This window comes from Moorella naiadis (nom. illeg.), assembly GCF_051020825.1.
GTDB lineage: Bacteria > Bacillota > DSM-521 > Neomoorellales > Neomoorellaceae > Neomoorella > Neomoorella naiadis.
Window position 1 is genome coordinate 1 of record NZ_JAXGFQ010000034.1, and the last position, 25,658, is coordinate 25,658.

23 protein-coding genes, 1 pseudogene and 3 CRISPR repeat arrays are annotated in these 25,658 nt (G+C 51.7%); of the genes and pseudogenes, 23 read left to right on the top strand and 1 reads right to left on the bottom strand.

Annotated elements, in window-relative coordinates; translation table 11 throughout:
* A pseudogene (locus SDD30_RS15355) lies at window positions 1-434 on the bottom strand (RNA-guided endonuclease TnpB family protein); the annotation flags it as partial.
* 372 nt (window positions 435-806) lie between these two features.
* Between SDD30_RS15355 and SDD30_RS15360 the strand changes: the two are divergent.
* From SDD30_RS15360 to SDD30_RS15470, 23 genes are all read left to right on the top strand, one after another.
* Complete coding sequence (locus SDD30_RS15360) at window positions 807-1,226, top strand: replication/maintenance protein RepL (RefSeq protein ID WP_434075813.1); 420 nt, start codon at window positions 807-809, stop codon at window positions 1,224-1,226.
* A 24-nt stretch (window positions 1,227-1,250) separates the two neighbouring features.
* Entirely contained in the window at window positions 1,251-2,474 is a 1,224-nt protein-coding gene (locus SDD30_RS15365; protein ID WP_434075814.1) for a DnaB-like helicase C-terminal domain-containing protein, read from the top strand.
* Window positions 2,475-2,499: 25 nt separating this feature from the next.
* Window positions 2,500-2,916, top strand: coding sequence for a hypothetical protein (locus SDD30_RS15370; RefSeq protein WP_434075815.1), 417 nt, complete (start codon window positions 2,500-2,502; stop codon window positions 2,914-2,916).
* A 29-nt stretch (window positions 2,917-2,945) separates the two neighbouring features.
* Window positions 2,946-3,170, top strand: a complete 225-nt coding sequence (locus tag SDD30_RS15375) for a DUF3467 domain-containing protein (protein ID WP_434075816.1) — start codon at window positions 2,946-2,948, stop codon at window positions 3,168-3,170.
* A gap of 301 nt (window positions 3,171-3,471) precedes the next feature.
* A CRISPR array of direct repeats spans window positions 3,472-5,015; the repeat unit is 31 nt; unit sequence GTTTGGCAACTTCCTATGGTGGGATTGAAAC.
* 235 nt (window positions 5,016-5,250) lie between these two features.
* On the top strand, window positions 5,251-6,864 hold the full coding sequence (locus SDD30_RS15380) for a DEAD/DEAH box helicase (RefSeq protein ID WP_434075817.1): 1,614 nt from the start codon (window positions 5,251-5,253) through the stop codon (window positions 6,862-6,864).
* Between the two features lie 88 nt (window positions 6,865-6,952).
* Window positions 6,953-8,377, top strand: a complete 1,425-nt coding sequence (locus SDD30_RS15385; RefSeq protein ID WP_434075818.1) for a ParB/RepB/Spo0J family partition protein — start codon at window positions 6,953-6,955, stop codon at window positions 8,375-8,377.
* A complete protein-coding gene (locus SDD30_RS15390; RefSeq protein WP_434075819.1) occupies window positions 8,346-9,251 on the top strand; it encodes a hypothetical protein in 906 nt (301 codons plus the stop codon). The genes SDD30_RS15385 and SDD30_RS15390 overlap by 32 nt, the downstream gene beginning before the upstream one ends.
* Window positions 9,252-9,650: 399 nt before the next feature.
* A CRISPR array of direct repeats spans window positions 9,651-10,562; the repeat unit is 31 nt; unit sequence GTTTGGCAACTTCCTATGGTGGGATTGAAAC.
* A 301-nt stretch (window positions 10,563-10,863) separates the two neighbouring features.
* Window positions 10,864-11,460 (top strand): CRISPR system precrRNA processing endoribonuclease RAMP protein Cas6, encoded by a 597-nt coding sequence (gene cas6, locus SDD30_RS15395; RefSeq protein ID WP_434075820.1) that lies wholly within the window; start codon window positions 10,864-10,866, stop codon window positions 11,458-11,460.
* Complete coding sequence (locus SDD30_RS15400) at window positions 11,453-12,280, top strand: hypothetical protein (RefSeq protein ID WP_434075821.1); 828 nt, start codon at window positions 11,453-11,455, stop codon at window positions 12,278-12,280. Before cas6 ends, SDD30_RS15400 begins: the two co-directional genes overlap by 8 nt.
* Before the next feature lie 63 nt (window positions 12,281-12,343).
* Window positions 12,344-13,477, top strand: a complete 1,134-nt coding sequence (locus tag SDD30_RS15405; RefSeq protein ID WP_434075822.1) for a hypothetical protein — start codon at window positions 12,344-12,346, stop codon at window positions 13,475-13,477.
* Between the two features lie 108 nt (window positions 13,478-13,585).
* A CRISPR array of direct repeats spans window positions 13,586-14,489; the repeat unit is 31 nt; unit sequence GTTTGGCAACTTCCTATGGTGGGATTGAAAC.
* A 41-nt stretch (window positions 14,490-14,530) separates the two neighbouring features.
* Window positions 14,531-15,433: a Csf3-related protein gene (locus SDD30_RS15410; RefSeq protein ID WP_434075823.1), complete on the top strand. Its 903-nt coding sequence runs from the start codon at window positions 14,531-14,533 to the stop codon at window positions 15,431-15,433.
* A 41-nt stretch (window positions 15,434-15,474) separates the two neighbouring features.
* Entirely contained in the window at window positions 15,475-17,667 is a 2,193-nt protein-coding gene (locus SDD30_RS15415; protein WP_434075824.1) for an AAA family ATPase, read from the top strand.
* A 408-nt stretch (window positions 17,668-18,075) separates the two neighbouring features.
* Complete coding sequence (locus tag SDD30_RS15420; RefSeq protein ID WP_434075825.1) at window positions 18,076-19,176, top strand: RRXRR domain-containing protein; 1,101 nt, start codon at window positions 18,076-18,078, stop codon at window positions 19,174-19,176.
* 104 nt (window positions 19,177-19,280) lie between these two features.
* On the top strand, window positions 19,281-20,105 hold the full coding sequence (locus SDD30_RS15425; protein WP_434075826.1) for an HNH endonuclease: 825 nt from the start codon (window positions 19,281-19,283) through the stop codon (window positions 20,103-20,105).
* The gene (locus tag SDD30_RS15430) at window positions 20,048-21,193 is read left to right on the top strand and encodes a homing endonuclease associated repeat-containing protein (RefSeq protein ID WP_434075827.1); all 1,146 of its coding nucleotides are present in this window, start codon (window positions 20,048-20,050) and stop codon (window positions 21,191-21,193) included. Before SDD30_RS15425 ends, SDD30_RS15430 begins: the two co-directional genes overlap by 58 nt.
* 74 nt (window positions 21,194-21,267) lie before the next feature.
* The gene (locus SDD30_RS15435) at window positions 21,268-22,083 is read left to right on the top strand and encodes a hypothetical protein (protein WP_434075828.1); all 816 of its coding nucleotides are present in this window, start codon (window positions 21,268-21,270) and stop codon (window positions 22,081-22,083) included.
* Window positions 22,064-22,396: a hypothetical protein gene (locus tag SDD30_RS15440; protein WP_434075829.1), complete on the top strand. Its 333-nt coding sequence runs from the start codon at window positions 22,064-22,066 to the stop codon at window positions 22,394-22,396. The genes SDD30_RS15435 and SDD30_RS15440 overlap by 20 nt, the downstream gene beginning before the upstream one ends.
* A gap of 146 nt (window positions 22,397-22,542) precedes the next feature.
* Complete coding sequence (locus SDD30_RS15445; protein ID WP_434075830.1) at window positions 22,543-23,082, top strand: hypothetical protein; 540 nt, start codon at window positions 22,543-22,545, stop codon at window positions 23,080-23,082.
* Between the two features lie 12 nt (window positions 23,083-23,094).
* Window positions 23,095-23,385, top strand: coding sequence for a hypothetical protein (locus tag SDD30_RS15450; RefSeq protein ID WP_434075831.1), 291 nt, complete (start codon window positions 23,095-23,097; stop codon window positions 23,383-23,385).
* Between the two features lie 22 nt (window positions 23,386-23,407).
* Window positions 23,408-23,797, top strand: coding sequence for a hypothetical protein (locus tag SDD30_RS15455; RefSeq protein ID WP_434075832.1), 390 nt, complete (start codon window positions 23,408-23,410; stop codon window positions 23,795-23,797).
* Window positions 23,798-24,073: 276 nt separating this feature from the next.
* Entirely contained in the window at window positions 24,074-24,361 is a 288-nt protein-coding gene (locus SDD30_RS15460; protein WP_434075833.1) for a hypothetical protein, read from the top strand.
* 18 nt (window positions 24,362-24,379) lie between these two features.
* Window positions 24,380-24,682, top strand: a complete 303-nt coding sequence (locus tag SDD30_RS15465; RefSeq protein WP_434075834.1) for a PrgI family protein — start codon at window positions 24,380-24,382, stop codon at window positions 24,680-24,682.
* Complete coding sequence (locus tag SDD30_RS15470) at window positions 24,679-25,431, top strand: hypothetical protein (protein ID WP_434075835.1); 753 nt, start codon at window positions 24,679-24,681, stop codon at window positions 25,429-25,431. The genes SDD30_RS15465 and SDD30_RS15470 overlap by 4 nt, the downstream gene beginning before the upstream one ends.
* Window positions 25,432-25,658 lie beyond the last annotated feature (227 nt).

The window sequence follows — 25,658 nt, forward strand, 5'->3', positions numbered from 1 at the left end:
TTGCCGGAAAACTTGAGGACGCCTCTTGCGGGGATAACCAATCGACCGTTGCCGCGCAGGTCGGCCGGCAGGGTTACGGCAAGGGCCCTGGCCGCCAGGGAATAAGAGCGGGGAGACTTGACGGGTATCACTTTGAAGAAACGCTGTCCGGATTTCCTGTCTTTCCAGTAACCCGGAATACGCGGCCTGTTTTCCAGTTTACCGTTCCGGTAGAGCCGCAGGCAGGCGAAGAACGAGTTCCAGGACTGACGGGCTTTTTTCAAAATCTCCTGCGCCATGTCGGAGGGCAGGGCTTTGTAGGCGTCGTGGTTCTGGAATTCTTCGCACAGCTTGGCATAGGAAGGGACGGGCAAGCCCTGGAAGAACGCCTGCCGCATCCGGTACTGGGTGGCGTTCCAGAGGGCCGCGCACCGGTCGCCCATGATTTTAAGCACGGGTCTGGTATTCTTGTCGGGGACAAGCCGGACAACGTTTGTTCGTTTCATGTTTTAAGTTTAGCATTCTTTATTGGAAAAATCAACCGCGCTTTCCTCCCCAGGCCTGAAGGCCGGGGCTTCCAGCGCGGAATGGGGTGAAGAAAATCAGTGTATCTAAATAGAAAATACTAAAACTAAAAAGAAATAATAACTAAAAACAGGAAACGCGCACGGTATATATAGATGAGAATCGCAAAAGAAAGAATCTAGGAATTTCAAGGCTTTCCGGGCGCGAAAGTGGAAAAAAATTTCCGTTGAACGGAAATTTTTTTCCTCTGAACGGAAATGCGGTTTCCACATAAAAAAAATTCAGAAAAAGGAGATTGTGTTATGGAGTATCTTCATGGTAACAAGAAGGTTGTTGACGTTCAAACCGGAGAAATTTTAAATGTAATTTCTGTTATACCGGAGCAAAAAGATAAAAATTATCTAAAGGTGTTCAGATTGTTTTCTGAAAAAGTGATTATGGACCTGCGAGGAAATTTAAACGGCGCTACAGATACCTTGTTTTGGCTGATGAATAAACTGCAGGAATTACCCCCAAATTCAGAACCCATAATAGCCGCTTATCCTAAGGAAATCGCTAAAACGTTGGGACTATCAGAACGGACAATTCGTACTCATCTTAACAAATTATGCCAGCACAAATATATATCCCAGTTATATCCCAGGCAGTATATTTACCGGTTTAATCCCGAGTATTTATACCGCGGCAACCTGGTAAAATACTGGTCTCAGGCAAATAATTAATAGCAACTGATTGGGGCGATAATCATGCTGTTCGACAAGAACCTGGAACTGGCCGTCATATCGGCGGCGGCGAACGACAAAGGGGCCAGGGGCTTTCTATTTTCCCGCTTGAGGCCCCAGGATTTTTTTGATACCCAGTGCCGCCGGGCGTGGGTTACCCTTGCCGGCGGGGATACGAATGCGGGGAAAGAATTAGCTGCGGGTGCGGCGCCCCCGGGCGACCTGGGGGCCGCGGTAACCAGGCTCAGGGCTTTAAGCGAACTCCGGCTTGTAGAAGCCGTGAGCAGAAAGGCTCTCCAGGCTTTGAGCAACGGTGCCTCAAAACACCCCGAAGCCTTTCTGAAGCAGTTCATGCAGGCGGCGGCCAGGGTGAGCATACCTTCCTCGGTAGAAATCCTAGCGCCAGAAGACTGGATCGAGAAAGGCATAGACGAGTTCGAAGGCCGCGTTCAGGGTTCTCCCGTGATAGACCTGGGGGTGCCGGGGATAACGAAGGCAGTCCTGCCGGAGCCGGGCCACCTGGTGATAATCGCCGGGGAGACCGGCAAAGGCAAGACTGCTTTAGCGCTCAACATAGCGCACCACCTGGGGATAGAGCGGAAAATGCCGACGCTTTACGTCAACACGGAGATGGGCTGGCATGAGCTGGCCTTCAGGCTGTTTTCCCTGATGACAGGCGTGCCGGTGGCCAGCCTGCGGCAGGGGAACCTTGACAAAGATAAACGGGACGAACTGAAAAAGCTGCTGCGGACGAAGAAGGCCGGGGCGGCGCTGTACATCACGGACGCCTTGCCCTGGGCGGACATCAGGGAAGTGCTGGCGATGGCCCGGGAAGCGAAAGTGAGCAAGGGGTTAAAAGTGCTGGTAGTGGACTACATACAGAGGCTGGAGGACAAGACTCGCGATATGGAAGGCTGGCAGATGCTTATCAACGCTTCCCGGCAGCTGAAGAGCATAGCGCAGGAACTGGATATCCTGGTCGTCATGCTGGCGCAGCTCAACGACAAAAAGCAGCTGGCGGGGAGCTCGGGGATGCTCAGGGACGCCGACTCGGCCGTATACCTTGAGGAAGCCGGGGAAGGCGAGGAAGGTACCCACGTCATCACCGTGGAGAAGGCCAGGCACGCGAAGAGAGGAGTGAGGATACCCGTTTTTATTGACGGGGCAACGTTAAAGATAAGCGATGTTGTTGATGAAAGCGCGAGCGATCCGGGCAGTTTGCCGGAAGAAATAGAAAAACTGTTTTAAGATTATCAGGAAAGAGGAGAAAAGCATGAAAAATATTAAAGTAAGCGAAGCCGAAATAGAAACCGTTTCCGTTGCGGTGCATGTGGTGCGAATTAGCGGTAAGCAGATGACGCTGGCAGTGTTTAAGCAGTTAGCCGTAGAGGATTTGCTTGACCCCAGGACAGGGGAACTCAAAGGGGTGCCCTGGGGATGGGTGAATTACCATGTTCACTGCCCTGCGGCCAGAAGAAGAAACTCCTTTTTTGTAGGTCCCAGTAGCGTTCATAGTTATATCCCGCACTTGCATGTTATATGGCAGAAAGGCGACGAACTCCGCCACGCGGTAGTTTACGCGCCGGACAGAAATCCTGCGCAGACTGCTCAAGATCGAGAGATTCAACAGCGCTGGCAGGAACAATACGAGCGGCTATTAGAGCTGCCTCAACTTTTTATTGCTGTTTAACGATTTTTCAACGAAGGAGATGGGTAATCATGGAAGAATCCGCTGTCTACGCGAACCTTGTGCAGATCCAGGCAGGCCCGGCAGATTTCCTGCTACAGTTCGGGATAAAGTCCAACCGCAGCTCGCCCAACATCCCGGAAGAAGATTTTTTTTTGGATGTATACCTTTCGCCGGTAACGGCCAAAGCGATGCTTACAATATTGGCCAACGCCGTCATTGCCTGGGAACGGAATAACGGGGCCATACCGGAGTAAAACCCAAATTTTAACCAGCTGGGCCTAAAAATATTTTGCTTGACTTAATTAGTCATATGGGGTATAATCGAAGCGACAACAAAGAATTAGCCCCCAGGGGGGGTAACAAAAATCTTAACAGGTTGCCCTCCTGGATTAAGCATTGCCTGAAGCAAAATAAGGAAGGTGGTACGCGCATACCAGGATAAGGTCATAGAGGGATGTCGTCGATCATCAGGAATTTTTGCATCATTGGAGGTCGACGACAAAAATAGCTACCAGAGCGACTAAAAATCCAGGAAAGACGCGGGTTTTAGGATGAGTTTGGCAACTTCCTATGGTGGGATTGAAACCGCCTAAAGGCCCTAAAGCCGAACGCAGGCCGCCCGTGTTTGGCAACTTCCTATGGTGGGATTGAAACCAGTCCGCAAGGATACATCAATATTTCCGCCACTACCGTTTGGCAACTTCCTATGGTGGGATTGAAACCGGCTCGCCTCCCGTCGCGAACGGGGCCGCAAAACAAGGTTTGGCAACTTCCTATGGTGGGATTGAAACTTCGGATATTGCGGTACGTAGTAGCACATTTTGCCTCGTTTGGCAACTTCCTATGGTGGGATTGAAACACGCCAGGCGCGGGGGAACGCCTGGCTGTATTTGCGGTTTGGCAACTTCCTATGGTGGGATTGAAACATGGCATCCATTACTTAGCCCCTTTCGTATCTTTTTGTTTGGCAACTTCCTATGGTGGGATTGAAACAATACAACCTCATACGCCGCCGGGCGATTGCACCCGTGGTTTGGCAACTTCCTATGGTGGGATTGAAACAACGACATCCTCAAACCAAAGAAAAAATCCTCCACGTTTGGCAACTTCCTATGGTGGGATTGAAACTCCTTTCAGTTGACAATAAAAAAACCAGGCTACACGTTTGGCAACTTCCTATGGTGGGATTGAAACTCGTAATCCTCTGGCATCCGGCAGGTGCCGAAGGCGTAAAACAGTTTGGCAACTTCCTATGGTGGGATTGAAACTGCCGGCGCTTTTTGTTTTTGTGGGGGGGGCCCGCCGCGTTTGGCAACTTCCTATGGTGGGATTGAAACTCGGGTGGGAGAGCGCGGGCGTGGACGTGGAAAAGGTTTGGCAACTTCCTATGGTGGGATTGAAACGAATATGCCTCTGCCTTCCCGGGAAGCCTTTATTAAGTTTGGCAACTTCCTATGGTGGGATTGAAACTACACACATATTCATCGGCTTTTTCGGAGTCCGGTTGTTTGGCAACTTCCTATGGTGGGATTGAAACATGTACCCCACCTGGACCAAGCGCTCGATGATGCCCGGTTTGGCAACTTCCTGTGGTGGGATTGAAACCGGGACACCTCGAAGCGCATTAGAAAGTACATGGGGTTTGGCAACTTCCTATGGTGGGATTGAAACTATACTTTTTTTGAAGAAATTTTCCCTGGAAAGGTCGGTTTGGCAACTTCCTATGGTGGGATTGAAACCCTCCGATGTATCTTATCGCTCCTTCCGGGCTTTACCGTTCGGCAACTTCCTATGGTGGGATTGAAATTAGAGTGTGCAGCACGAGTCAAGGAAAGTAATAGAGTTTGACGACTTCCTATGGTGGGATTGAAACTCGATTCTCCCCGGACCCTCGCTATGTCGCCTCGCCTGTTTGGCGACTTCCTATGGTGGGATTGAAACGAAACCGAAAAAGGGCGGTACGAAGCGGGCCACTGTGTTTAGCGGGCCACTGTGTTTGGCGACTTCCTATGGTGGGATTGAATGAAACGGAAAACCAGCCTGGCGGTGTTGCCTATTTGCCTTTCGGGTTTGGCGACTTCCTCTGGTGGGATTAAATAAACCCGCACGATTAACAAAATGACGCTTGACAAAATTGGTCGCAACGAGTATACTGGAGATAACAAACAAAGGCCAATGACCCAGGGGGGGTAACAAAAATCTTAACAGAAACCCTGCCTGGGTTAAGTGCTGTCTTGACGCCGAAGCGCAGGTCTAAAAAGCCTGCGCTTAATTATTTTTTAGAGAGATACATACACGTTATTCTTAAATGAAAACGAAGGAGTAGATTTACCAGTGCTCCGGTTGCGGGATTACCAGGAAGAGGCCATGAAGGCGATTATAGACGAATACAAGTCAGGCGTTACCCGCCAGCTGGTAATCATCGCCACCGGCGGCGGGAAGACGGTAGTTTTTGCCTCTCTGGCCAGGGTCCTCAAGAAGCCGACCCTGGTGCTGGCCCACCGGGACGAGCTAGTGCGCCAGGCGGCGGATAAATTCAGCATCGTCTGGCCGGAGGCCAGTTTAGGCATAGTGAAAGCCCAAGAAAACGACCACCAGGGCAAAGACGTGGTGGTCGCCAGCGTCCAGACCCTTTCCCGGCCTTCCCGCCTGGAGGAGTTCGATAAAAGCAGGTTCGGCCTGATGGTGGTGGACGAGGCCCATCACGTCACGGCCGGCACGTATACCTGCATCTTGAACGGGCTCGGCTTCATGGAAGACGACCTTGGGAAACTCCTCTTAGGCGTTACGGCCACGGGCTTCCGGGGCGACGGCGTGGGGTTGGGGAAGGTCTTCCAGAAGATAACCTTCCAGCGCAGCATCCTGTCCTTGATCAAAGCCGGCTACCTGGTGGACATAAAAGGCCTGGCGGTGAAGACCGACACCGACATATCGTCGGTGGAAATAAAAAGGGGCGACTACGATGAGAAACAGCTGGGGGATATCTTAAACAACCCGGCGCGGAACCAGATCATCGTAAAGGCGTTTAAGGAAAACGCCTCCGGCCGGCGGGCGATAGCCTTCACGGTGGACGTGCAGCACGCCGTCGACCTTGCCGCTGTGTTCAGGGCGAACGGGATTAAGGCCGAGGCCGTCTGGGGGGATATGCCGTACAAGAGGCGCGTCGAGGTCCTGGAGGCTTTCAGCAAAGGCGACATCCAGGTGGTGACGAACTGCGGCATCCTGACCGAAGGAGTGGACATCCCCGCGACGGACTGCGTGATCATGGCCAGGCCCACCAGGTCCAGGGTGTTATTCGTGCAGATGCTGGGCCGTGGGACCAGGCTGTACCCCGGCAAGCAGGACTGCCTGGTGATTGACGTTGCGGATAACTGCGCCCGCAACGACGCCCTGACGCTGCCGACCCTGTTCGGGCTGGACGAAGTGGGCGGCAGCCTGCTGGAAGCCGTGAAGAAAAAGGCGGCTAGCAAGAAGCATAAAACGTCCCTACAGTTTTCCGGGCCAGTTATCGCCCCGGAGGATGTGGTCGTCGAGCAGGTGGAGGTCCTGGCGCGGTCGGCCTTCCAGTGGACCGTGGCCGGAGATGTTATGCGGTTACCCGTAGCCCCCGGAGAATACATCTACCTTGTCCCTCTGGGGGGCGGGCTGTACAGCGTGGAATACCGGCAGGAAAAAGGGACGAGGCTTTTGAACCAGAGGCCTTTGGATATCGGCTACGCCCAGGGCTTGGCCGAAGAGTACCTGCGGGAAAAGTTAGGCTGGAAGGCAAAGTATTTCGCGTCCAAGGAAGCGAGGTGGAGGAAGCAGCCGCCGTCGGAAAAGCAGGTAGAATGGCTGGTGAAGTTGGGTCTTTTCAGGCCGGGCATCACCAGGGGCGAGGCGGCGGAGATGCTGGACAAGTTTTTCGCCGCCAGGCAGGCGGCCAGAGAAAAAAAAAGAAAGGCTTAACCTAAATTTGTTAAAGATGGTTGCCGTTTGGGGGTCTAGGACGGCGGGGCGGCTGTATAAATTTTGTTTAATTTGTTAAAAAAAGGAGATGTTTTTTGTGCAAAGCAAGGTTAATCCGAAATTACTTAAACCGCATCCCAAAAATGATGAGTATTACAGTCCGCTGCCGGAAGATAAGTACAAAGAAATCAAGCGCAGCATAGCCTTTAACGGTATCCGGGATCCCATTAAAGTTCTGCCGGACTACACCGTCATTGCCGGGCACCAGAGGTTAAAAATAGCCCTGGAGTTAGAGCTGGAAACTGTGCCGGTGGAAGTGCTTGATATATCTCAGGAGGAAGCGGAGTACCTGCTGATTGCCGACAACCACGAGCGGCGGCAGGCAGACGATGACCCGATCAGGAAAGCCAGGAGGGCAGAGTTTCTGGCGAGGTATTGGGATATCCGCTGGGGAGGAGCAAGAAACGCAAAAGGCCAGGATGAAATCACACAAAATTGCGAAAAAGAAGCAAGAGGACAAAATGTCCTCTTGAAAAATTCTGAAAATAAGACTTTAAAAGATATAGCCTATGCAATTGGCGAAAAAGAAGAACGTACGGTAAAAAGACTTCTTAAATTAAACGAACTTATTCCAGAATTGCAGTCCCTGATATCGAAAGGAAGATTAGGTACTACTGCCGCAGAACAGCTGGCTTATTTATCGCCGGAAGCCCAAAAAGAGCTGTTTGACGCCCTGGGTGAAGCTATCAGTGAAATCACGGTCAAAGAGGCTAAAGAACTCCGGGCGGGCACGGCTGAAGCGGAGCAGTTGAAGAAAAAGTTGGAAGAGGCCCAGGAGAGGGGTGCCATGGCTGAAGAAGACCTTTACGCCGCCAGGAAAGAATTGGCCGAGTTAAAAAGCACTCTGGAGGAACATATAGAAAATGCCCGGAAAGACGCCGCTAAGCAAGAGCAGGAAAAAATCGAAAAGCTAGAGGCGAGGATAGAACATATTACCCGGCAGAAAGAAACGGCAGATGTTAGGGTTAAAGAGCTGGCGGAAAAACTAGGAGAGGCAAAGGCAAAGGTTAAGGAACATTTCGATAAAGTTTTAAGCGAAAAGGAAAACCGGATTAAAAAGCTAGAAGAAGAAATCGCCGGTCTCCATCAGACCATAAAGGAACTGGAAAACCGGCCACCCAAAGTGGTCGAGAAAATGCCTGAGGATTACAAAAAGCTTAAGCAGGAACTGGAGCAAAAGAATCAGGAGCTTTTAGCCCTCACCAGGTCGCAATTAGTAAAGAAAAACCGGTACATGGTCCGAGACTCGTTGTCGGCTCTGGCGCAGGCTTTAGGGAAATACATGAAAGATGCGGAATTTAAAGTTAAAATGCTTGCGGACGACCCCGAAGTTTATGAAGACGTGATGCAGTTTGCGGAGCTTTTGGATAAGGCGGCAAGCGAAATGCGGTCCTGGGTAAGCATAAAAGGTGGTGTCGTAATTGAAGCCGACTTTTCCAGCGGGTCCAGATAACCCTAAAAGCCGCGGAAGCCGGGACAGGCCGACACTTTTAGAGCTGGAAAGTTTTGCGGTAAAAGAAGCAGAAAAAAGAATATTAGAAGAGATAGATATCGCCAGCGAGATATACCTGGCCAGAAATTGGAGCCATGTTCATTATGCGGACTTGATGGACGGCGCGCCTCCCGGGACGGCCAGCAAAGAAATGCTTCTCGGCTGGTTAAACGATTATGTCCGCCATAACAAAATACTGCGGCCGGGCATAGTCCGGCTGTACCGGAGGGAACGCCCGAAGCATTTTGAGGGCGGCGTCTGGAGTGCTTCAAGGCTTTGCCAGTACATTGAATATGTGGCCCGGAAGCTGACTGACCCTGCGTTTGTAGGCAAAGAGAGAGCATATCTTTTCAACCAATCTTTCCACAACCAGGAATGGTTCAGCAAGGCGGTGGCGGTCTGCGGGCTAAAACTTTTGGAAGACTGCTATCTCAACAACGCCTTAAAAAGCCACCTTGCTGCTGGATACATGCGCATAATGTACCACAGCAGGCAGCAGCTAGAAGACACGGCCGGGATTATCGGCCGTGCTTTTAAAAACGCGGCCGGGAAGGCGGTTTCTCACAAAGAGCTGGAAGTGCTGGAAGGGTTGAAAAATGGGCTAAGAAGAGTTGCCGAGGTAAATATAAAAGCCGTGCTGCGGGAACACCTCGCGTTCAGTGTGCGAGACGAAGAGTATTTTGTATACAAAAAGTGGCTGCCGAGGATAGAAGCGGACCTGAAGTCTGTCCCAGAAAAAGTAACGGCGGTGCTGCCGGCCCCGGCGGTTGAACTGCCGAAACGCCTGGTGGACGAAAGATTTTCGGACGTCGATGATTTAGACGATCTTTTTTGAGCGGCATATTTTTATTTTTACCGCATAATTTTATGATCTCAAGGAGAAAGGCCGTTCAGGGGCCGAATACGGGGCTTTGGGGGGCATTCTATGCGCGGGCGATAAACCCGTGGGCCTAAAAACATTTTGCTTGACTTAATTAGTCATATGGGGTATAATCGAAGCGACAACAAAGAATTAGCCCCTAGGGGGGGTAACAAAAATCTTAACAAGTTGTCCCTTGGGGTTAAGCATTGCCTGGGGCAAAATAAGTTATAAGGGAGGTGGTACGCGCATACCATGATAAGGTCGTAGGGGAATGTCGTCGATCATCGGGGATTTTTGCATCATTGGAGGTCGACGACAAAAATAGCTACTAGAGCGACTAAAAATCCAGGAAAGACGCGGGTTTCAGGATGAGTTTGGCAACTTCCTATGGTGGGATTGAAACGGATAGCAAGACCTTTTTCAAGGTCGCCTTTCCATCGTTTGGCAACTTCCTATGGTGGGATTGAAACCGACGAAGAAAAAGGCTGGCTGTTCCGGGGTGAGCCTGTTTGGCAACTTCCTATGGTGGGATTGAAACATGGTGCAGCGGTATCGTCAACGCCAGTAACAGGAAGTTTGGCAACTTCCTATGGTGGGATTGAAACCGGCCTCGACAACAAACTCGATGTAGCCCCCCAGGGCGGTTTGGCAACTTCCTATGGTGGGATTGAAACTCAATTTCTTGCCGGGTATGGCCCTGGGCCAGGGCACGTTTGGCAACTTCCTATGGTGGGATTGAAACGTCTGCCGCCATGCCGAAGTCCCCCCAGTAGACTTGCGTTTGGCAACTTCCTATGGTGGGATTGAAACCTCGGGGTGGAAGCAGGAACACTATTGCAAACTGCGTTTGGCAACTTCCTATGGTGGGATTGAAACTCAACGATTTCTTAGACACTCTCGACGACACCGATAGGTTTGGCAACTTCCTATGGTGGGATTGAAACGCCGAGGAAGGCGGGGCAGCAGCCAGGGCTTTGCCCTGTTTGGCAACTTCCTATGGTGGGATTGAAACGTATATCACTACATAAGCATATTAATGAATACGCATGTTTGGCAACTTCCTATGGTGGGATTGAAACACATTTTAGTTAGATTCCTCCTTTTTGGTTTTACCGGGTTTGGCAACTTCCTATGGTGGGATTGAAACTGGAGTGAAAAAGTAATGGCAAGTATAAGTAAGCCACGTTTGGCAACTTCCTATGGTGGGATTGAAACCGGTAAAGCCTGATGGTTACCGGCGCCGCGTTTCCGATGTTTGACGACTTCCTATGGTGGGATTAAAATGCAGCAATGTAGGCGTAAAGCTCCCTGGTTGTGGGCCGTTTGGTGACTTCCTCTGGTAGGATTAAATAAACCCGCACGATTAACAAAATGGCGCTTGACAAAATTGGTCGCAACGAGTATACTGGAGATAACAAACAAAGGCTAATGACCCAGGGGGGTAACAAAAATCTTAACAGAAACCCTGCCTGGGTTAAGTGCTGTCTTGACGCCGGAGCGCAGGTCTAAAAAACCTGCGCTTAATTGTTTTTTTGAAGGGTTATTTGTGCACCGTTGGTTAAAACTTAAAAAAGGGGGTTTTGATTTGCTTCAAGTAATACGCTGCGGCTTGATTTCCCATGATGTAATACTGCCGCGGGATTTTATTGACACTACCTACAGGATTTTAGGGAAAAGCGCGTCGCCGTCCCACGACGGCAGCGTGAGTTGCAGCTTCGCTTATAAGATACAAGGTGGTGGGGCCGCGCTTGTGACCTGGGGGGAGCTGGCAAAGGCGGCCAGAAAGCTGCCCGGTCTGGAAATAACAGCGCCCCAGCCGGATTTTAGACTGAGAGGTGATGCCTTGCTTAAAATTAAACACATTACGCCGACGAAACTGAAAAAGTGGGGGGGCAGCAAGATAGCGTGGTTTGACCCGGAAGCTTACCTGCGGGCAATGAAGGGGGTGACGAAGATAACGGGCCGGGATGACTTCCCGGTGGACAGGGTAAAATTCATAAAAATGCGCACGGACGTTAGGACGTGGAATTTAGGCTGCGGTTTTGAGGAAGGGTTTGTAGGAGAAATAGTCATAACTATTCCTGCCGCGTGGGCCAGGGTTTTAAAAGTCGCCGGCTTGACCGGCATAGGCCAGAAAAGGTCCTGGGGCATGGGCAACGTGGAGGTGGCGAGAGTTGGCTGATGCTGTAGGGTATCCGGCGTTCGCCATGCTCAGGGCGATTATCGGCGACACGCCGAAAAGCAAGGCGAGCAAAGAATGGGGCGACAGAGTTAAAGCCTGGGAGAAGTATAAAACTAACGGCAAATGCTGTTTTTGCCTTAAGAAAGGAGAGGTGTACAGCGTAATTGACGGGTTAAATGATTTTAGCCTGGGAAACTTTACCGATTTCCCCAGAGGCCTCGACTCAAACTTGCTTGTCTGCCTGGACTGCATAGCGGTTTTAAAAGAGCAGGCGTTGGTAAGTTTGAGAAACCCATACATTTTGACCAATTCCACGCGGTTTGCGGGGGAAAGGTTTGAGGCGGACAACGTCAGCGTGTTCGATGCTAAAAAAGAGTCGCCCGGGAAAAAGATGTTTTTATACAAGCTTTTAGACGACCCGCCGCCCGAACCGTTTATATGCGGATGGAAATACGAAAAGACGCACGGGGTGCCGTTCAGCCCGGTAAACGAGCCGGGCTCAAGGATAATCCAGGTCTTATATCACAGCCGGAAATCATTCAGGCCCGGGGTGATTTTGTTCGACAGGGTGCGCCACAGGGAGCTGGTGGAAGAAATGGAGGTGTGGTGGGAACACAAAATAAACGGCAGGCCTTACAAGAGCGAACTTCTGGACGCCTATAAGGAAACCTTGCTTTATGATTTTATTTACCGGCTGACGATGCCCCAGGAAACCAAGTCCAAGTCCAAGAAAAGCCAGCCTGCCGGGGATGCCGGGTTGACCTCCGGAGCATCTAAAAGCAAGCGAAAATCCAGGCAAAAGAGTAGAATCAGCAACTGAAATTAACAGCGGAATTAATCAACAACAAATTAACGAGAAATTAATAAGAAAGGAGAATGATGAATGTATTTAGGCAGTTTAAATAGCGAGAAGAAGATAGTGGTGGTAGAAGGGGTAGCGACGGCGCTGGCGCCGATAGCGCACGGCGAGCCGCCGGCGCTGAACGAAGAAAGGGCCAACGGCCGGCCGGTGCGGGTGGTGACTGTGTATGTAGAGGGCAAAATGGTTGAAGTGCCTCTTGTGTCCAGCAACCATTTGACCCATATTTTCCGGGTTTTGCTGGCGCGGGACGCGCTGCGGAGGGCAGGGATTACGGACGAAGAGCTGGAGAATATCAAAGTGAACTATTCCCAACTGTACCAGACCTGGTTCAATGGCGGGGTGCTCGAACAAAAGAAGAGCAATAACAGCAGCGATTGGGACAACGGCCAGGAGCAGGAAAACGGCGATAATTTAGACGCGAACGGCGACGTGGAAGAAGACGAGCCCGCCGGAACCCCGGCGGCCGGGACAAAAAGCAAGAGTAAGAAAAAGGGCAAAAACGGCGACAAAGCAGCCCAAAAAGAAAAGCTGCGTGTCGTTTTCCCCGACGTGAAAGAATTCGCGGATTTGTTTTTGCCGGTCAAACTTTTCGGCGGGACGATTGCCTGGCTGAACAACCTGACTCTTGAAAGCACGGTTGGAGTGGGGCACCTGTGGCCCTTGACCCAGGAGACGTCGACGTTGTTCGGGTTAAGCCAGGCGAAGCTCAAGGAAAAGTACCAGCTTAATGAAGCTCTACCGAGCGCAGTCTTTCTAAGGCAAGTCGAACCGATGCATTTTTCCAGGACTGACGGCACGGTGGAGCAGGCCGCCAAAAAAGATAAAGACAAGGACGATAAGCAGGACGGCAGGAGTTTGTACAACGTGTCTTATGTCCCTGCTGGAATAAAATTCCTGCACGAAATTGTCATAGAGGCGAAAGACGCGGCCCTCGCTCTGTCGGCGATGAGATACGTGACGGGAAAACTGCTGCCAGAGAACCCTTACGTCGGCGGGTTGGTAAAGCGGGGATTCGGCAAAATGGAGTTCAAATACCGTTTCCCCTCAACTTATGCGGCCAACGGGGAAGAGAAAGACTACGAGGGGCTGTACGAAAGCCATCTTGAAAACTGCAAGGGGAAAATCAAGGAAAAGATAATAGCGCTTTTGAGCTAAGAGTTTTTGTCGTCGGCCTCCGGGAATTTTTACATCACCGGGGGTCGACGACAAAAATAATTGTTAGAGCGGCAAAAAATACGGAAAAGATGCCTATTTTTAGGTAGGGTTTGGCAACTTCCTATGGTGGGATTGAAACACGGTTATAATCGTTATCCCGTTGCCGAATATGCGTGTTTGGCAACTTCCTATGGTGGGATTGAAACGCATGATGAGGTGATGGCGGAGCCAGTATTTCCGCACGTTTGGCAACTTCCTATGGTGGGATTGAAACTGCCCAAGAAGAAAATCTTACCTGCGCGCAATGTGGAGTTTGGCAACTTCCTATGGTGGGATTGAAACCGTGGGTGCATTCGTGCAGGATCCCCATCTTCATTAGGTTTGGCAACTTCCTATGGTGGGATTGAAACTCCGGTTTCGGCATCTATCATCATTTTGTTTAATTGAGTTTGGCAACTTCCTATGGTGGGATTGAAACGCGAATTAAACCCGAACTGGTGTTCAGGGGGTCTTTGTGTTTGGCAACTTCCTATGGTGGGATTGAAACGCCGAGCCGGAAGACTACGACCCTGCCCTGGCGAAGGTTTGGCAACTTCCTATGGTGGGATTGAAACAGGACATACGAAAACAGCTCGCGTTCGGTTTCAGTAGTTTGGCAACTTCCTATGGTGGGATTGAAATGGACTTACACCTGCATTTTGAACGGGCTCGGCTTCAGTTTGGCAACTTCCTATGGTGGGATTGAAACTTCTCAAACCCGGGAACCCGCGCAAATCCTAGTTTGGCAACTTCCTATGGTGGGATTGAAACCCAAACATAAGCGCTCCGGCCCCAGGAAACCATTTGTTTGGCAACTTCCTATGGTGGGATTGAAACAACAAGCGATGGTAGATGCGGTCCCGGACAAGCAAGGGTTTGGCAACTTCCTATGGTGGGATTGAAACAGCACTCCTGCTGCCAACCTCTGTTGCCTTTATAATAGTTTGGCGACTTCCTATGGTGGGATTCAAGGCTTATAATTAATTCAAAAAATTTAAGAAAGGAGCGAAAGCAGTGTCAAATATCAAGCAGCAAGGCTATGTGCCTTTTTGCGTTGAAGCTGAACTGGTGACGCCTCTGGCGTTCAATTCAATGAACAGGATGCCGGTATGCCTGGACTCTTTATTGGCCCGGGTGATGGTTGAGCTTGATGCGGCTGGCAGGGGCGACGGTGCGGGTGGGGATATCGTCTTTGCCCCTGTGTGGCGAGGGGACCTGAAAGGACCAGCGCCTGAACTGCCGCTTACTAAAGTGAAGATAGGCGGCCGCGACGTCTACGCGGCCAGCATAGGTTTCCCGGTAGGGATGGTCACGCAGAGGGCCTATACGTTCACCCAAAAGTGGTCCGGGGAGCGCTGCATAAAACCATCTGCCGGGGATAAAGGGATATCCGTGACGCCCGCCCCGGACAGCGGGTATTACCGGGACAGGTTGGAAGTTTTCATCCTGATCACCGCGCCGAAGATAAGGTTTTACGGCTGCGGGGACGTCGAAGCAGTCGAAAGCCTGCTGCAAAATGTCACCTCTCTCGGGTATAAACGCAAGCGCGGCTTCGGCCGGGTCAAGAAGTGGGAAGTCCGGCGGACAAGCCGCGACTATTCGGTTTGGCTGCGGACGAGCGAGCTGGTCACGCCTGCCAGGATTCTGCCCCTCGGCGCCTTAAAAGAAGAGCCGGCTGCCGTCTATTACGTGAGCAACGGCAACGTAGACTTCCCGCGGTGGATGCGGGAAAGGCAGGAAAAAGTGCTGTTTCCGTTGCCGGCGGCGTGGCAGGAAGGGCTGCAGGACGGCACGCCGGACAGCCCGGAAATAAACCCGCGTCTGGGTTTCGGCCCTAAAGGGCTGGCCGCCCTGGTGCAGGCCATGCAGTTTAGTTACGAAGATGAAGACGAGCTGCTGTTTGGAAAGCTGGAGTAAGAAAAACTTAAAAAACTTAAAAACGGAAAGGAGATGTGTTTATGCCAATTTTAGACGGATACCTGGCCGGGCCGCCCCGGAATCCTGAAAGGGGCATTGTGGAAAGGGACCTCATGCTGATGCCACAGGGTTCAGGGGTGATCAGGCTGCGCGGCCCCAAACTGCCTCTGGCCAACTGGGGGATGGCCTTCGAGTGCGTCGACCGGGGCGGTTATTACGATGCGGTCGATTATTTTTTGCCTGACATCCCCGAGATGTGGGAGGTGTTTTTTGGCGACCCAGCCTGGGTGTCGGCGTCCGCAGCAAAGGCGGTTATAGACGCAGTTGGGGCACTCACTTCCCTGCCGGCTTTCGAATTTCTGGTCAACGAGCCCAAGATAGCGCAAACCATATTTGCGCAGTGCGGTGTAAGCAGGGAGGAAGAGGCTGTAAAAAGGCTGGAGTTTTTAGATAAGATGCGGGCGATCAACTTCCTGCGCTATTTCAAGGCTTCGTCGGCCGACGCGATGGAGCTGGCGCATTGGAACAGCCCGGGCCTGGTGCGGCTTTTGAAAAATGACCCGTACCACCTGGCCGGCAGGCCCAGGATAAATTTTGATGTTATGGACAACATAGCTCGTTACGTAAAATACCACGACCCCTTGCGGAGGCGGCACGCCTTTGTCCTGTCCGTGATGGCAGGGTGGGTTTACGGAGAGGGCCACACTTACGGCACATTGCCGCGCGTCAAGAAAAGGTTGTTGGAAAAATTTCCTTTTCTGTCAGGCCCAAAATTGGAACAAGAGATAGACGACGCCATAAGAGGGGCGAAAAGAGAGCTGGAGATACGGCCTTATCCAAGCAAAAAGAATCCCAATGTGTTCCTTTACACTTATGACCATCTCTATTACGCCGAAGTGCACGCCGCCAACAGGATAAGGGAACTGTGGAGCAGCAAGCCTGCGGGGGTGCGGGTTCCCGCGCTCATGAGAAACGAAGTTGCCCTGATCCATAAACTGGACGCCTTCCAGAGGCGCGCTTTGGACGTAGCCCTGGACCACGGGGTGTCGGTGATAACCGGCGGCCCCGGGAAAGGCAAGACGCACGTCATAGCGGCGCTATACGAAGCGTGCGTCAAGGCCGGGTTAAGGGTAGGCGTGGGGGCTTCCACGGGAAAGGCGGCCAGGAACCTGGATGTGAAAGGCGTCCCCGCCCAGACGCTGCACCGGCTGATCGAAGCCGTGCCGGCTCGCGACGGCGGCATAAACACAAAATACCATTACGAGAATAACCCGCTACCTTACGACGTCGTGGTCGTAGATGAAGCTAGTATGCTGGATGCTTACATTTTCGAGAAGGCCCTGTACGCGACGGCGAACGGCGTCAACGTAGTCCTTGTCGGGGACCCCGACCAGCTGCCGCCGGTGGGGCCGGGCCAGCCTTTTCGCGACACGCTGGCGGTCTTTCGGGGTGTAAATAAAGGCTATGCGGAACTCCAGGTAAACCACAGGCAGGGGGCGGGCTCTACGATTCCGGCCCTGGCGGCCAAAATAATAGACGGCACGCTCGACGAGGCGGACCTGAACAGCCCGGACGTGGAGATCGTCCTGGTGAATTCCAGTAACCCCGGGATGGGCAGCGCGATAATAAACGCCATCAAGGGAAACGGGGGACTGCGGGGAAGCTCGGTGGTAGCCCTGCACCCGCACAAAAAAGACGTCAACGACTTGAACCGGGAGATCCAGGCCGTCCTGAACCCCGGCCCGGCGAACTGGCCTTTCCACGCAGGCGACCCGGTGATGCAGACGGTGAACAGGTATGACGCCCTGCTGTCCGACGGTCGGGGGTTGACCGCGGTGATGAACGGCGAAGTAGGAAAAGTGGTATCTGTCCACCCGGACAGTTTCGGCAACATAAAATCGCTGGAGGTCGACTTCGGCGCGGGAAGGACTGTCGTGTACGAAGGCTTGGAGATTGACGCCAACCTGGACCTGGCCTACGTCCTGACGGTCCACAAATGCCAAGGGACTGAGGCGGACGTAGCTGTGCTGCCTTTGCTGTCGAACATGATGGGCGGGAAAACTCGCCTAACTTACGCCTGGAAGCGGCAGCTTTTTTATACCGCTTTCACCAGGGCGAAGTGCAAGGTGATACTAGTCACGGACGACCCGAAGCTGGCGGTAAGAGCAGCTAAAGCGAAAACTGCCGGCAGGAAAACAAACTATCTGAAGATGCTGCAAAAGGTTGTAATCTGAGGAGTTTTTGTAAAGACGCGGGGCTGGCGCCAAAAGAACGACTCCGCGTTTTTGTTTTAAGATTAGGGCAAAAAAACAAAAGGGGGTATTTTGTGTCAGTGACCCCACGGCTAAAGCCGGGGGCTTGCCGGTTAGTAAACCGGCAGGTTTCTGTTTTAATCGTGGGGTGGGATGGCGGTACTCCCAGAGAACAGCTGACTAGACGGCTTCCCGGAAGGGGAGCAGGCGCGCCGGATGGGCTGACAAGCAGCCCGGGATGTTTCGCTAGTCCCGGAGAGCTGCGGCCGAACCGCTCAAGGCCGGAACCATAAGCGCATGACCAAAACCATGCGTGAAGTCCTCCGGGCAGCGTCAAAGCGACCATAACCTTCGGGGCCGCAATCGGTACCCCGGAAGGGGGAACGTTTTGTGGAAGAAGAGATCAAGAAAGCGTCCGTATTGCATTTCAGCGACCGGATACCTGTGGTGTCTAGGGATAACAAACCGTTAATGCCATGCAAGCCATCGAAAGCTAGGAAACTTTTAAAGGTGGGGAAAGCCGAACCTCGCTGGAGCAAGCTGGGGCTATTCTACATTCAATTAACTATCGAAGTAACGTCCGAGTATAACCAAAATCAATATTTCATTTTAGCCAACGACCCCGGCTCCAAATACGACGGCTTTGCCCTTAGTTTTTACTATGTTCAGCTACGGATCATGGCAGTAATGCCGGACAAGATAGCCGATAGGAGAAAATCCGGCAAAAAAGGCAAACCCGGTAAAATGGGCACCCGCTCCGATCTCCGCCGGGCGAGGCGGTACCGGAAGACGAGGAGGCGTCCGTGGCGTCCCAGGAGTCCCGGACCCGACTGGGTAGCGCCCAGCCAGCTGGCGAAGGTGCTGTTCCGGCTGGCGATAGTTAGGGAACTTTGTAAATTGTTTCCGGTCAAATATTTCATCGTGGAAGACGTAAAATTCGACCACTACAACAAACGCTACGGCAAGTACTTTTCCACGGTGGAAATCGGCAAGACGCGCTACTATACCGAACTCCGCAGTCTTGGCGCTCTCGTTTTGGTGGAAGGCTGGCAGACTAAGCTCTGGCGGGAGGAAGCCGGGTTAAAGAAGACTACCCGGAAAGACGCATTAACTCCTGAATCACACGCCAACGACGCGATGGCCATGCTTGCCGGCCTGGGCGGGTGCGAGACCTGCGAAGAAGCCCCGTTTTACGTATTGCGGCGGCCGGAATTTGCCAGGAGGAGCCTGCACCGGCAGAATTTCCAGGAAGGCGGTGTAAGACCCTTTTTCGGCGGAACTGCGAACGGCGAATTCTTCCGAAAGGGCGACTATGTGGAAGCGGAAAAGGCGGGCAAAGTCTACCGTGGCTGGGTGTGCGGGCTGCCGACAGGGAAAACCCCAAAGGTAGGCGTCATGGACGCCCAAGGAAAGCGTATAGGTCAGTTTGTGCCGTCGAAGGTATGCCTGCTGAGGCGGTCAGGTAATATCCTGTGGGAAAAAGTTATCTAAAAAATTATCTAAGAAGAGGCGCCTCCCCTCCCATGCCTGAAGGCAGGGGATTCCGGCGCCTAAAAACTAAGTTGAAATTTAACTTCACAATGGGGGGATGCGTTATGCCTCAAGTTCTATCTAAAGTTCCGCGCGTCGAAGACCCTGACGCCATCAAAGCGGCGCGAAAGAATTACTGCGAGTTGTGCGGCAGGCCAGCATATAAGGAACCCCACCACATCAAGTCGCGGGGCGCCGGAGGAGGAGATATCCCGGAAAACCTGATCCAGTTGTGCGCTGAACACCATTTTGCCGCCCACACGGGAAATTTACCCCGTGGGGATCTGGTAAAGATAGTCGCCGTAAGGGAGAATAAGACGCCGGAAGAGATCTGCCAGATAATCGGGCTTAATCTTGCTATAGACAATATAAAGCCCGGCAATGTGATCAATTCCGGCGCCACGTTGGAAGAATTGATCCAGATGTACGTCAGCCTGGACGAAACAGTGGACGAAACAAAATTTTTTAAGGGCGAAATAGCGTTTGAGCTGCTGGAACGGCAGTTAAAGGCAGGAGAAATAGCCCAATACGGGCGTTGTTCCAGCGCTCAAGTTAGGGAACTAGTAAAGACGTACAAAGCCTTTCCTGAAGAAGGTATGCGCATACCCGAGTTGACGTGGTACCATCACCGGCTGGCGGCCAACACAAATAATCCCGAATATTGGATTCAAGAGGCGGCGAGATTACAGTGGTCGACTAGACAGATGCGGGAAGCCATCAAGGCGGCCAACGGCGAGATGCCGCCGACTGATGAGGAAAAGATGTTAAATAAAGCTGAAAAGGCCGTGAGGATGCTCGAAGAAGTGAGACGGTTTGGAGGTGAGCCGTGGGAATGGCTTTACGGGAAACTGCAGGAGATTGTAGAGGATACAGCTGCAGGCGCAGCGTAGCCTGGAATGAGGAAGAACTTATTCTGGCGCTGCGGGAAAAAGGAAAAGAGCTGGGCCGCACCCCGAGGCAGCAGGATTTTGCGGTCGGGTCGCCTTCTGCGACAGTGTTTTACCAAGTTTTTGGGTCCTGGAACAAAGCTCTCGATGCGGCCGGATTTGCGCCCAACAGGATTACCAAACGGCAGCGCCGCCAAGGAACTAATATCGATAAAGAAGAATGCGCTAGGGCGCTGCGGCGGCTGTCTGAGACGCTGGGCGGCATCCGTCCGGCAATACTAGATGTAATGTCTTCCGCAGGAATATCTGTCAGCTGCCCTGCTGCCCGGACAATCATTAAACATTTCGGCAGCTTTAAGAATGCCCTGGAGTACGCAGGGCTGGATAAACTGCCCGGCCGCCGGCAGCTTTTAAAACTTAAACAAAGAAGCGTTTTTGCGGAGTTTTTTGACGAAATTGCAGCCGGCAGGAAATTTCTGTTGCGTACTGAAATTCCCCTGGGGAACCTTGACTCCCGGTATCGTTATTTTAGAGAATACGCTCAGGAAAAAGGAATAGTAATTATTAACAAAAAAACTTACGGGTCAGTAAAAATAGTAATGGACTGGCTGCGCGGCATAGAAGCATTAGGTTTTTTGCCTGAAGAAAAAAAGATAGCCGAAGAAATGGGAGACCGTGCTTTTGGCTATTTAATGCGGTTTGTCGGCGGTGAAAGCCTGCAGGATATCGGAATTTCGGAAGGGATGACACGAGAAAGGATAAGGCAGATAATTAACAAAGAAGCGCAAAAGGCCGTAACGGTTTTAACCGGGATAGTAGTCGAGCCTGAGAAGAAAAAATGGCGGGAACAAAAATATCAAGGCCGGCTGGTGGCCAAGAAAAACTCAAGAGGGATTTCATTGCTGCTGTTAGCCAGGATTGCCAAAAACGTTTCGGTAGAAGAATTGGTTAAAAAAACAAACTGTACCAATCCAACTATATACAGGGCGCAAAAAGGACTTCGCGTGCAGTACGGCACGGCGGTAAAAATATCCGGCGCCTTGGGATATCAAGTAAAGCAGTTGTTTGCGGAAACAAACAACCAAATTTAGCAGGCTTGCCTTAACAAAAAGCGTAACCTATAATATAAGCAAAAGTTACTATAAGAAAAAGGGGATGTTTTTAGGTGGCAAAAGAAAGTTCCAAAGAAGATTCCCAAGAGGACCAGCAAAATTATATCGCTGTACCTATGGGTTTAGAAATTTGCCTGCAAACGCCGGACCCGGAAATATATACAACAATAAGAAAGCCCCAGAAAGAAAAAATATCAAAATTCGCGAGTTATGTGGAAGAAACTGCCGGAGCCGAAGGGCTGTATTGGGCCGATAGGGTAGTAAAAGCAAGTGAATACCTCCGCGACTTTGCCATCCCGTATCTTATGGTAGCCGGGCTCCTGCAGGCGCCGGTAGACGGAAATACTTTTAAGCTAGAATATTTCCGGCCGCTCGATGTCAATAAAGCAATTCAAAAAGGGGATTTGTATATTTGGCCGTCGCTGACGATCATGCAAGGAGAGCCCGAAGAAGAGGTAGAGTTTGAGCTGGAAGAAGACGCCGCGGACGTTTTTGCCGATTGCTTGGAAATCCCGCGGGAGGCGATAAAACTTTTGGTGCCCGTAATAATGGAAAGGCGGGTGATACCGTTTTGGCAAACGGACGTCTATAGGGATAATATGGAACGGTCGCTGTGGATGGAAGGAAAAGCTGAAATAATGTCGATTTTGCCTGACGAATATTTTATTAACTCGTCGTATCCCCAATATTTGCCTATACCGCCGCCAATTATAGAATTTAAGCTTCCGTCTAAAATAGTCCATGTTCCTAATAATCTTGACCCGAGCATTTACCGCAAGCTGGAAAACTGCGGCTGGGTCATAATTAAAGAGAAAGACCCTGGCGTAAAAAAAGAACGGGGCAACCGTCATGCTGAAAACCGGCCATAAGATTATAGATCAATGGCTAAACCTGCCCTGGCCGGAAGAGAGCATGGAGGACTACCAGAAATTCGGCAAGGCTTCGGCCTTGCTTTATTCATTTTTGAACCGCGAAGTCATGACGCCCCGGGGGAAAGGGGTGCTGCTGCAGGTCCTGGGGAAAAAATGCTACGTAGCATTTTACGGCAATGAAACAGAAAATTCAGAAACAAAGCGCACTAAAGGGGGTGATAGGGGCAGGTTTGCGGACGGCGGGTATTTTTACTGCTGGGAAGTCAGACCGTCGTTTGATGCCGCAGCGGCGGTGGAAAGGGGTGCATGACCGGACAGCGGAATAATCCATGGTTTATAACAGATATGCGCATACCTGATGTTTGGTTAACCGGGTCAATTTTTGAAAACTTTTGCTTAAGAATTTTTGTTTGAAGGAATTTTTAAAGGAGGGAAAGGCTTCGACGCCGCGATAAAATGCCTGGCAGGAAAGATATTATTCTTGTAGCCGTAACCGTATTCATGCTGATAACGACTGCTGTCTTTACGGCGCAACCGGTCAAGGCAGCCCCGGTTTCGACGGTGGCGTTTTTAGAAGGCGCGGCTGGCGCGCAGGATGCCGGTGCGACCCAGGCGGCCCCTTCGGGCAGCGTCTCCCAGTCCGTCCAGAACAGTACCGTTTCTCAGCCCGTCCAGAACGCTGCCAACAGCGTTTCTCAGGCCATAGATAACGCCGGAGGCGTGAAGCCGGTAACGCCGGTTGAGTTTGCCGGGAAGGTCAATAAATTCATAGCCGGCTTAAACGCCGCCATAGGGGGGTTGGTTATTCCGGTAGCCACTTTTGCCATGCTGGTGAGCATCTGCATTATTATTCTTGGAGCTTTAGTAGGTCACAGTAATTTAAAGCGTTACGGTTGGGGCGGGTTATTTTTGGCTTCGGTAGGGCTGCTTCTGTTCTGGGGCCTGCCGGTGCTTCTGGGGTTGCTGCAAGCTTTGGCGACGCGCTTCGCCGGGTAGAGGGGTGAGGCTATGTGGATTTTCGCCGCCCAGCAGATGTACGGGTTTGATAAGATAGATTCCAACGCGCTGTTGAATAAAATCAACAGCGTTGCTCTGACTATCGTTTCGCTTTCCCGTTACCTGACGCCCAGGATAGCCTTAGTGGTGGCCTCCGTGTGCGCCGTGATACTCATATTGGGAGGGATCAGTGCGGCTGGAAAGAGAATTGCTCTCGCAGGCATTTTTTTCTGTCTCTTGGGGCTGGTCATAGTTTACGTGGCCCCTGTTCTGGTTGGTTTTGTCATGGGGTTAGTGAAATAACTTTCGCAAAGGAGAGAAGGCTATGAGCAGGCTTTATGGCATCTTAAAAAGTCGGGCGTTTGAGATTTTGGCCGGCGTGGCGGCGTTTATGACCGCTTTGGGGGTTAAACTTCAATCGGCCCTGGCGGCGCCGGAGATTTACGGGTTCGGCAACACCGACGCCAATTCGAGCGCGAACACCATCGCCACTACGATCAAGGGTTTCGGCCAGGCGGCCGTAGGGTTTATCGCAGTGTCCAGCCTGATCGCGATCATAGCCGGGGGTTTCATGTACACTGTAAGCCACGGCAACGAGCGCACGGTGGAAACCGCCAAGAAAACAATCATGTACGCGATAATAGGTTTAGCGGTGGCCCTTCTGGCCGAGCTTATCGTGCAGTTCGCGGTAGGGAAATTGACACCAGCGGCTTAGAGCCGTTCAGGGGCCGAATGCGGGGCTTTAGGAGGCATTCTATGCGCGGGCGATAAACCCGTGAGCCTAAAAATATTTTGCTTGATTTAATTAGTCATATGGGGTATAATCGAAGCGACAACAAAGAATTAGCCCCAGGGGGGGTAACAAAAATCTTAACAAAAATCCCCCCGGGGTTAACTATTGCCGTAAAACACAAGCGCGGGTTGTAAAAGCCCGCGCTTTTATTTTTAGGCGGCAAGATGCAAAACCTGAAGAAAGAAGGCGATTAAAAAAATGAGCCCCAGCAAAATAATCGAAAGCTATTCCCCGCCGCCGGACGTGGCCTTATCAGCAGGGAACGAAGCCATAAAGCCCGTCATAAATTTTGCCCATATACTAACTGGTTTCGTGGGAGTGATAGCCTTTGTAGTCATCATTTATTCCGGTTTTTTATTCGCCACTTCATTTGGCGAGCCCGAAAAACTGGAAACCGCAAAGAAAACGATATTGATGGCCGTTATCGCGATAGGGATGGCCTTAATGGGAGAGTTGATAACTCGTTTCTTGCTGGGGGCATGGTAAAAAAAAGGAGTGCAAATAATGGTTTATAAAACGCCAGTCCAGTTAATCTATTCTGTCGATAAAGCGATAGGCGGCTATATTACTGGCCGGCAGTTTCTTTACCTGGTGGCGGGGGCCGCGCTGGCAGGGTTATTTTACCTGCCTTTTTGGGGGAGGTGGTCGCTCCTGACAGGAGTAATGGTCACGGGGATATGCGAGGCGCCCTTCGCGGCGCTGGCTTTTTTTAAAGTTAAAGAAACCCGGCTGGACGACTACCTGATGGGATATATTCATTTCCGCCAGGCGCCTAAAACCTGGCCCGGCAGGCCGGAAAGGGGTTGATCGCTATTATTTTCTTGTTGTTGATTGTCATAGCGCTTGCAGGCGCAGTGACGATGTTCTATTTTATCAACAAGTCTCAAAAAAAGATGCGGGAAGAAAAAGAGGAGAAGGAGAAAGACCTTTTCTGGAATATTTGCCCGGTAAAGGCGGTAGAAGAGCTGCCTGTAGTTGACCATGCGGGGAACGTTGCGCGATGGGGACTTATCGTATTGCCGGATGGAGAATATAGGGTTATGATGGCCATCCGGGGCGTTAACTTTAACCTGCTTAACAAAGAAGAGCAGCAGGGCATAGCCCGGGCGCTGCAGGGTATGGCGTTCGCTTTAGATTACTCGGTGCAGTTTTATACGTCCAACCAAATGATAGACTTCAGCCGGGCGGCGGAAGAGCTTTTAGAGATAGCGGGAAATTTAGACGGCCCCTTGGGGCAGTACGCCTTTATGCTGTACCAGTATTTTAACGACCAGTCGCGGATGCGGAGGATCACCAGCCGGCAGACTTACGCCGTATTGAGGGCGTCCGATTTAGATAGGGAGGCGGCCGAACGGGAGCTGTATTCCCTGGTGCAGAGGTTCAAATCAGCCATAAAACCCGTGGGAGTGAGGGCCGACGTGCTGTCGCCGGAAGCCGCAGTGGACGCCCTGCATGCTATATTTAACCGCGACAGGTTATTCAAGCCGTCCCAGGCTGTGGCGGCCGGGGTGTTGAGTCCGGTTAAAATGTCAAGGCAGGTTCTGGCTGAGAGTTAAGTTGAGGTTCCTGCAGGCTTTTTCCAGGGCGGCCGGGCCGAAAGCGTCAAAAAGGGCGTGGAGAGCGCAAACGACGGCGAACGGTGACCAGGGCTTATTAGCCGACGTCAACCACCCCCAGCACAAGGCCGGGGGCTTGAGGCAAACGTAAGGCGGTAGTCTTACGCCCTCAAGCCTGGTTGATTAGCCTCAGCCACCGGGCGTAAAGCCTGATGGGGCTACGTTAC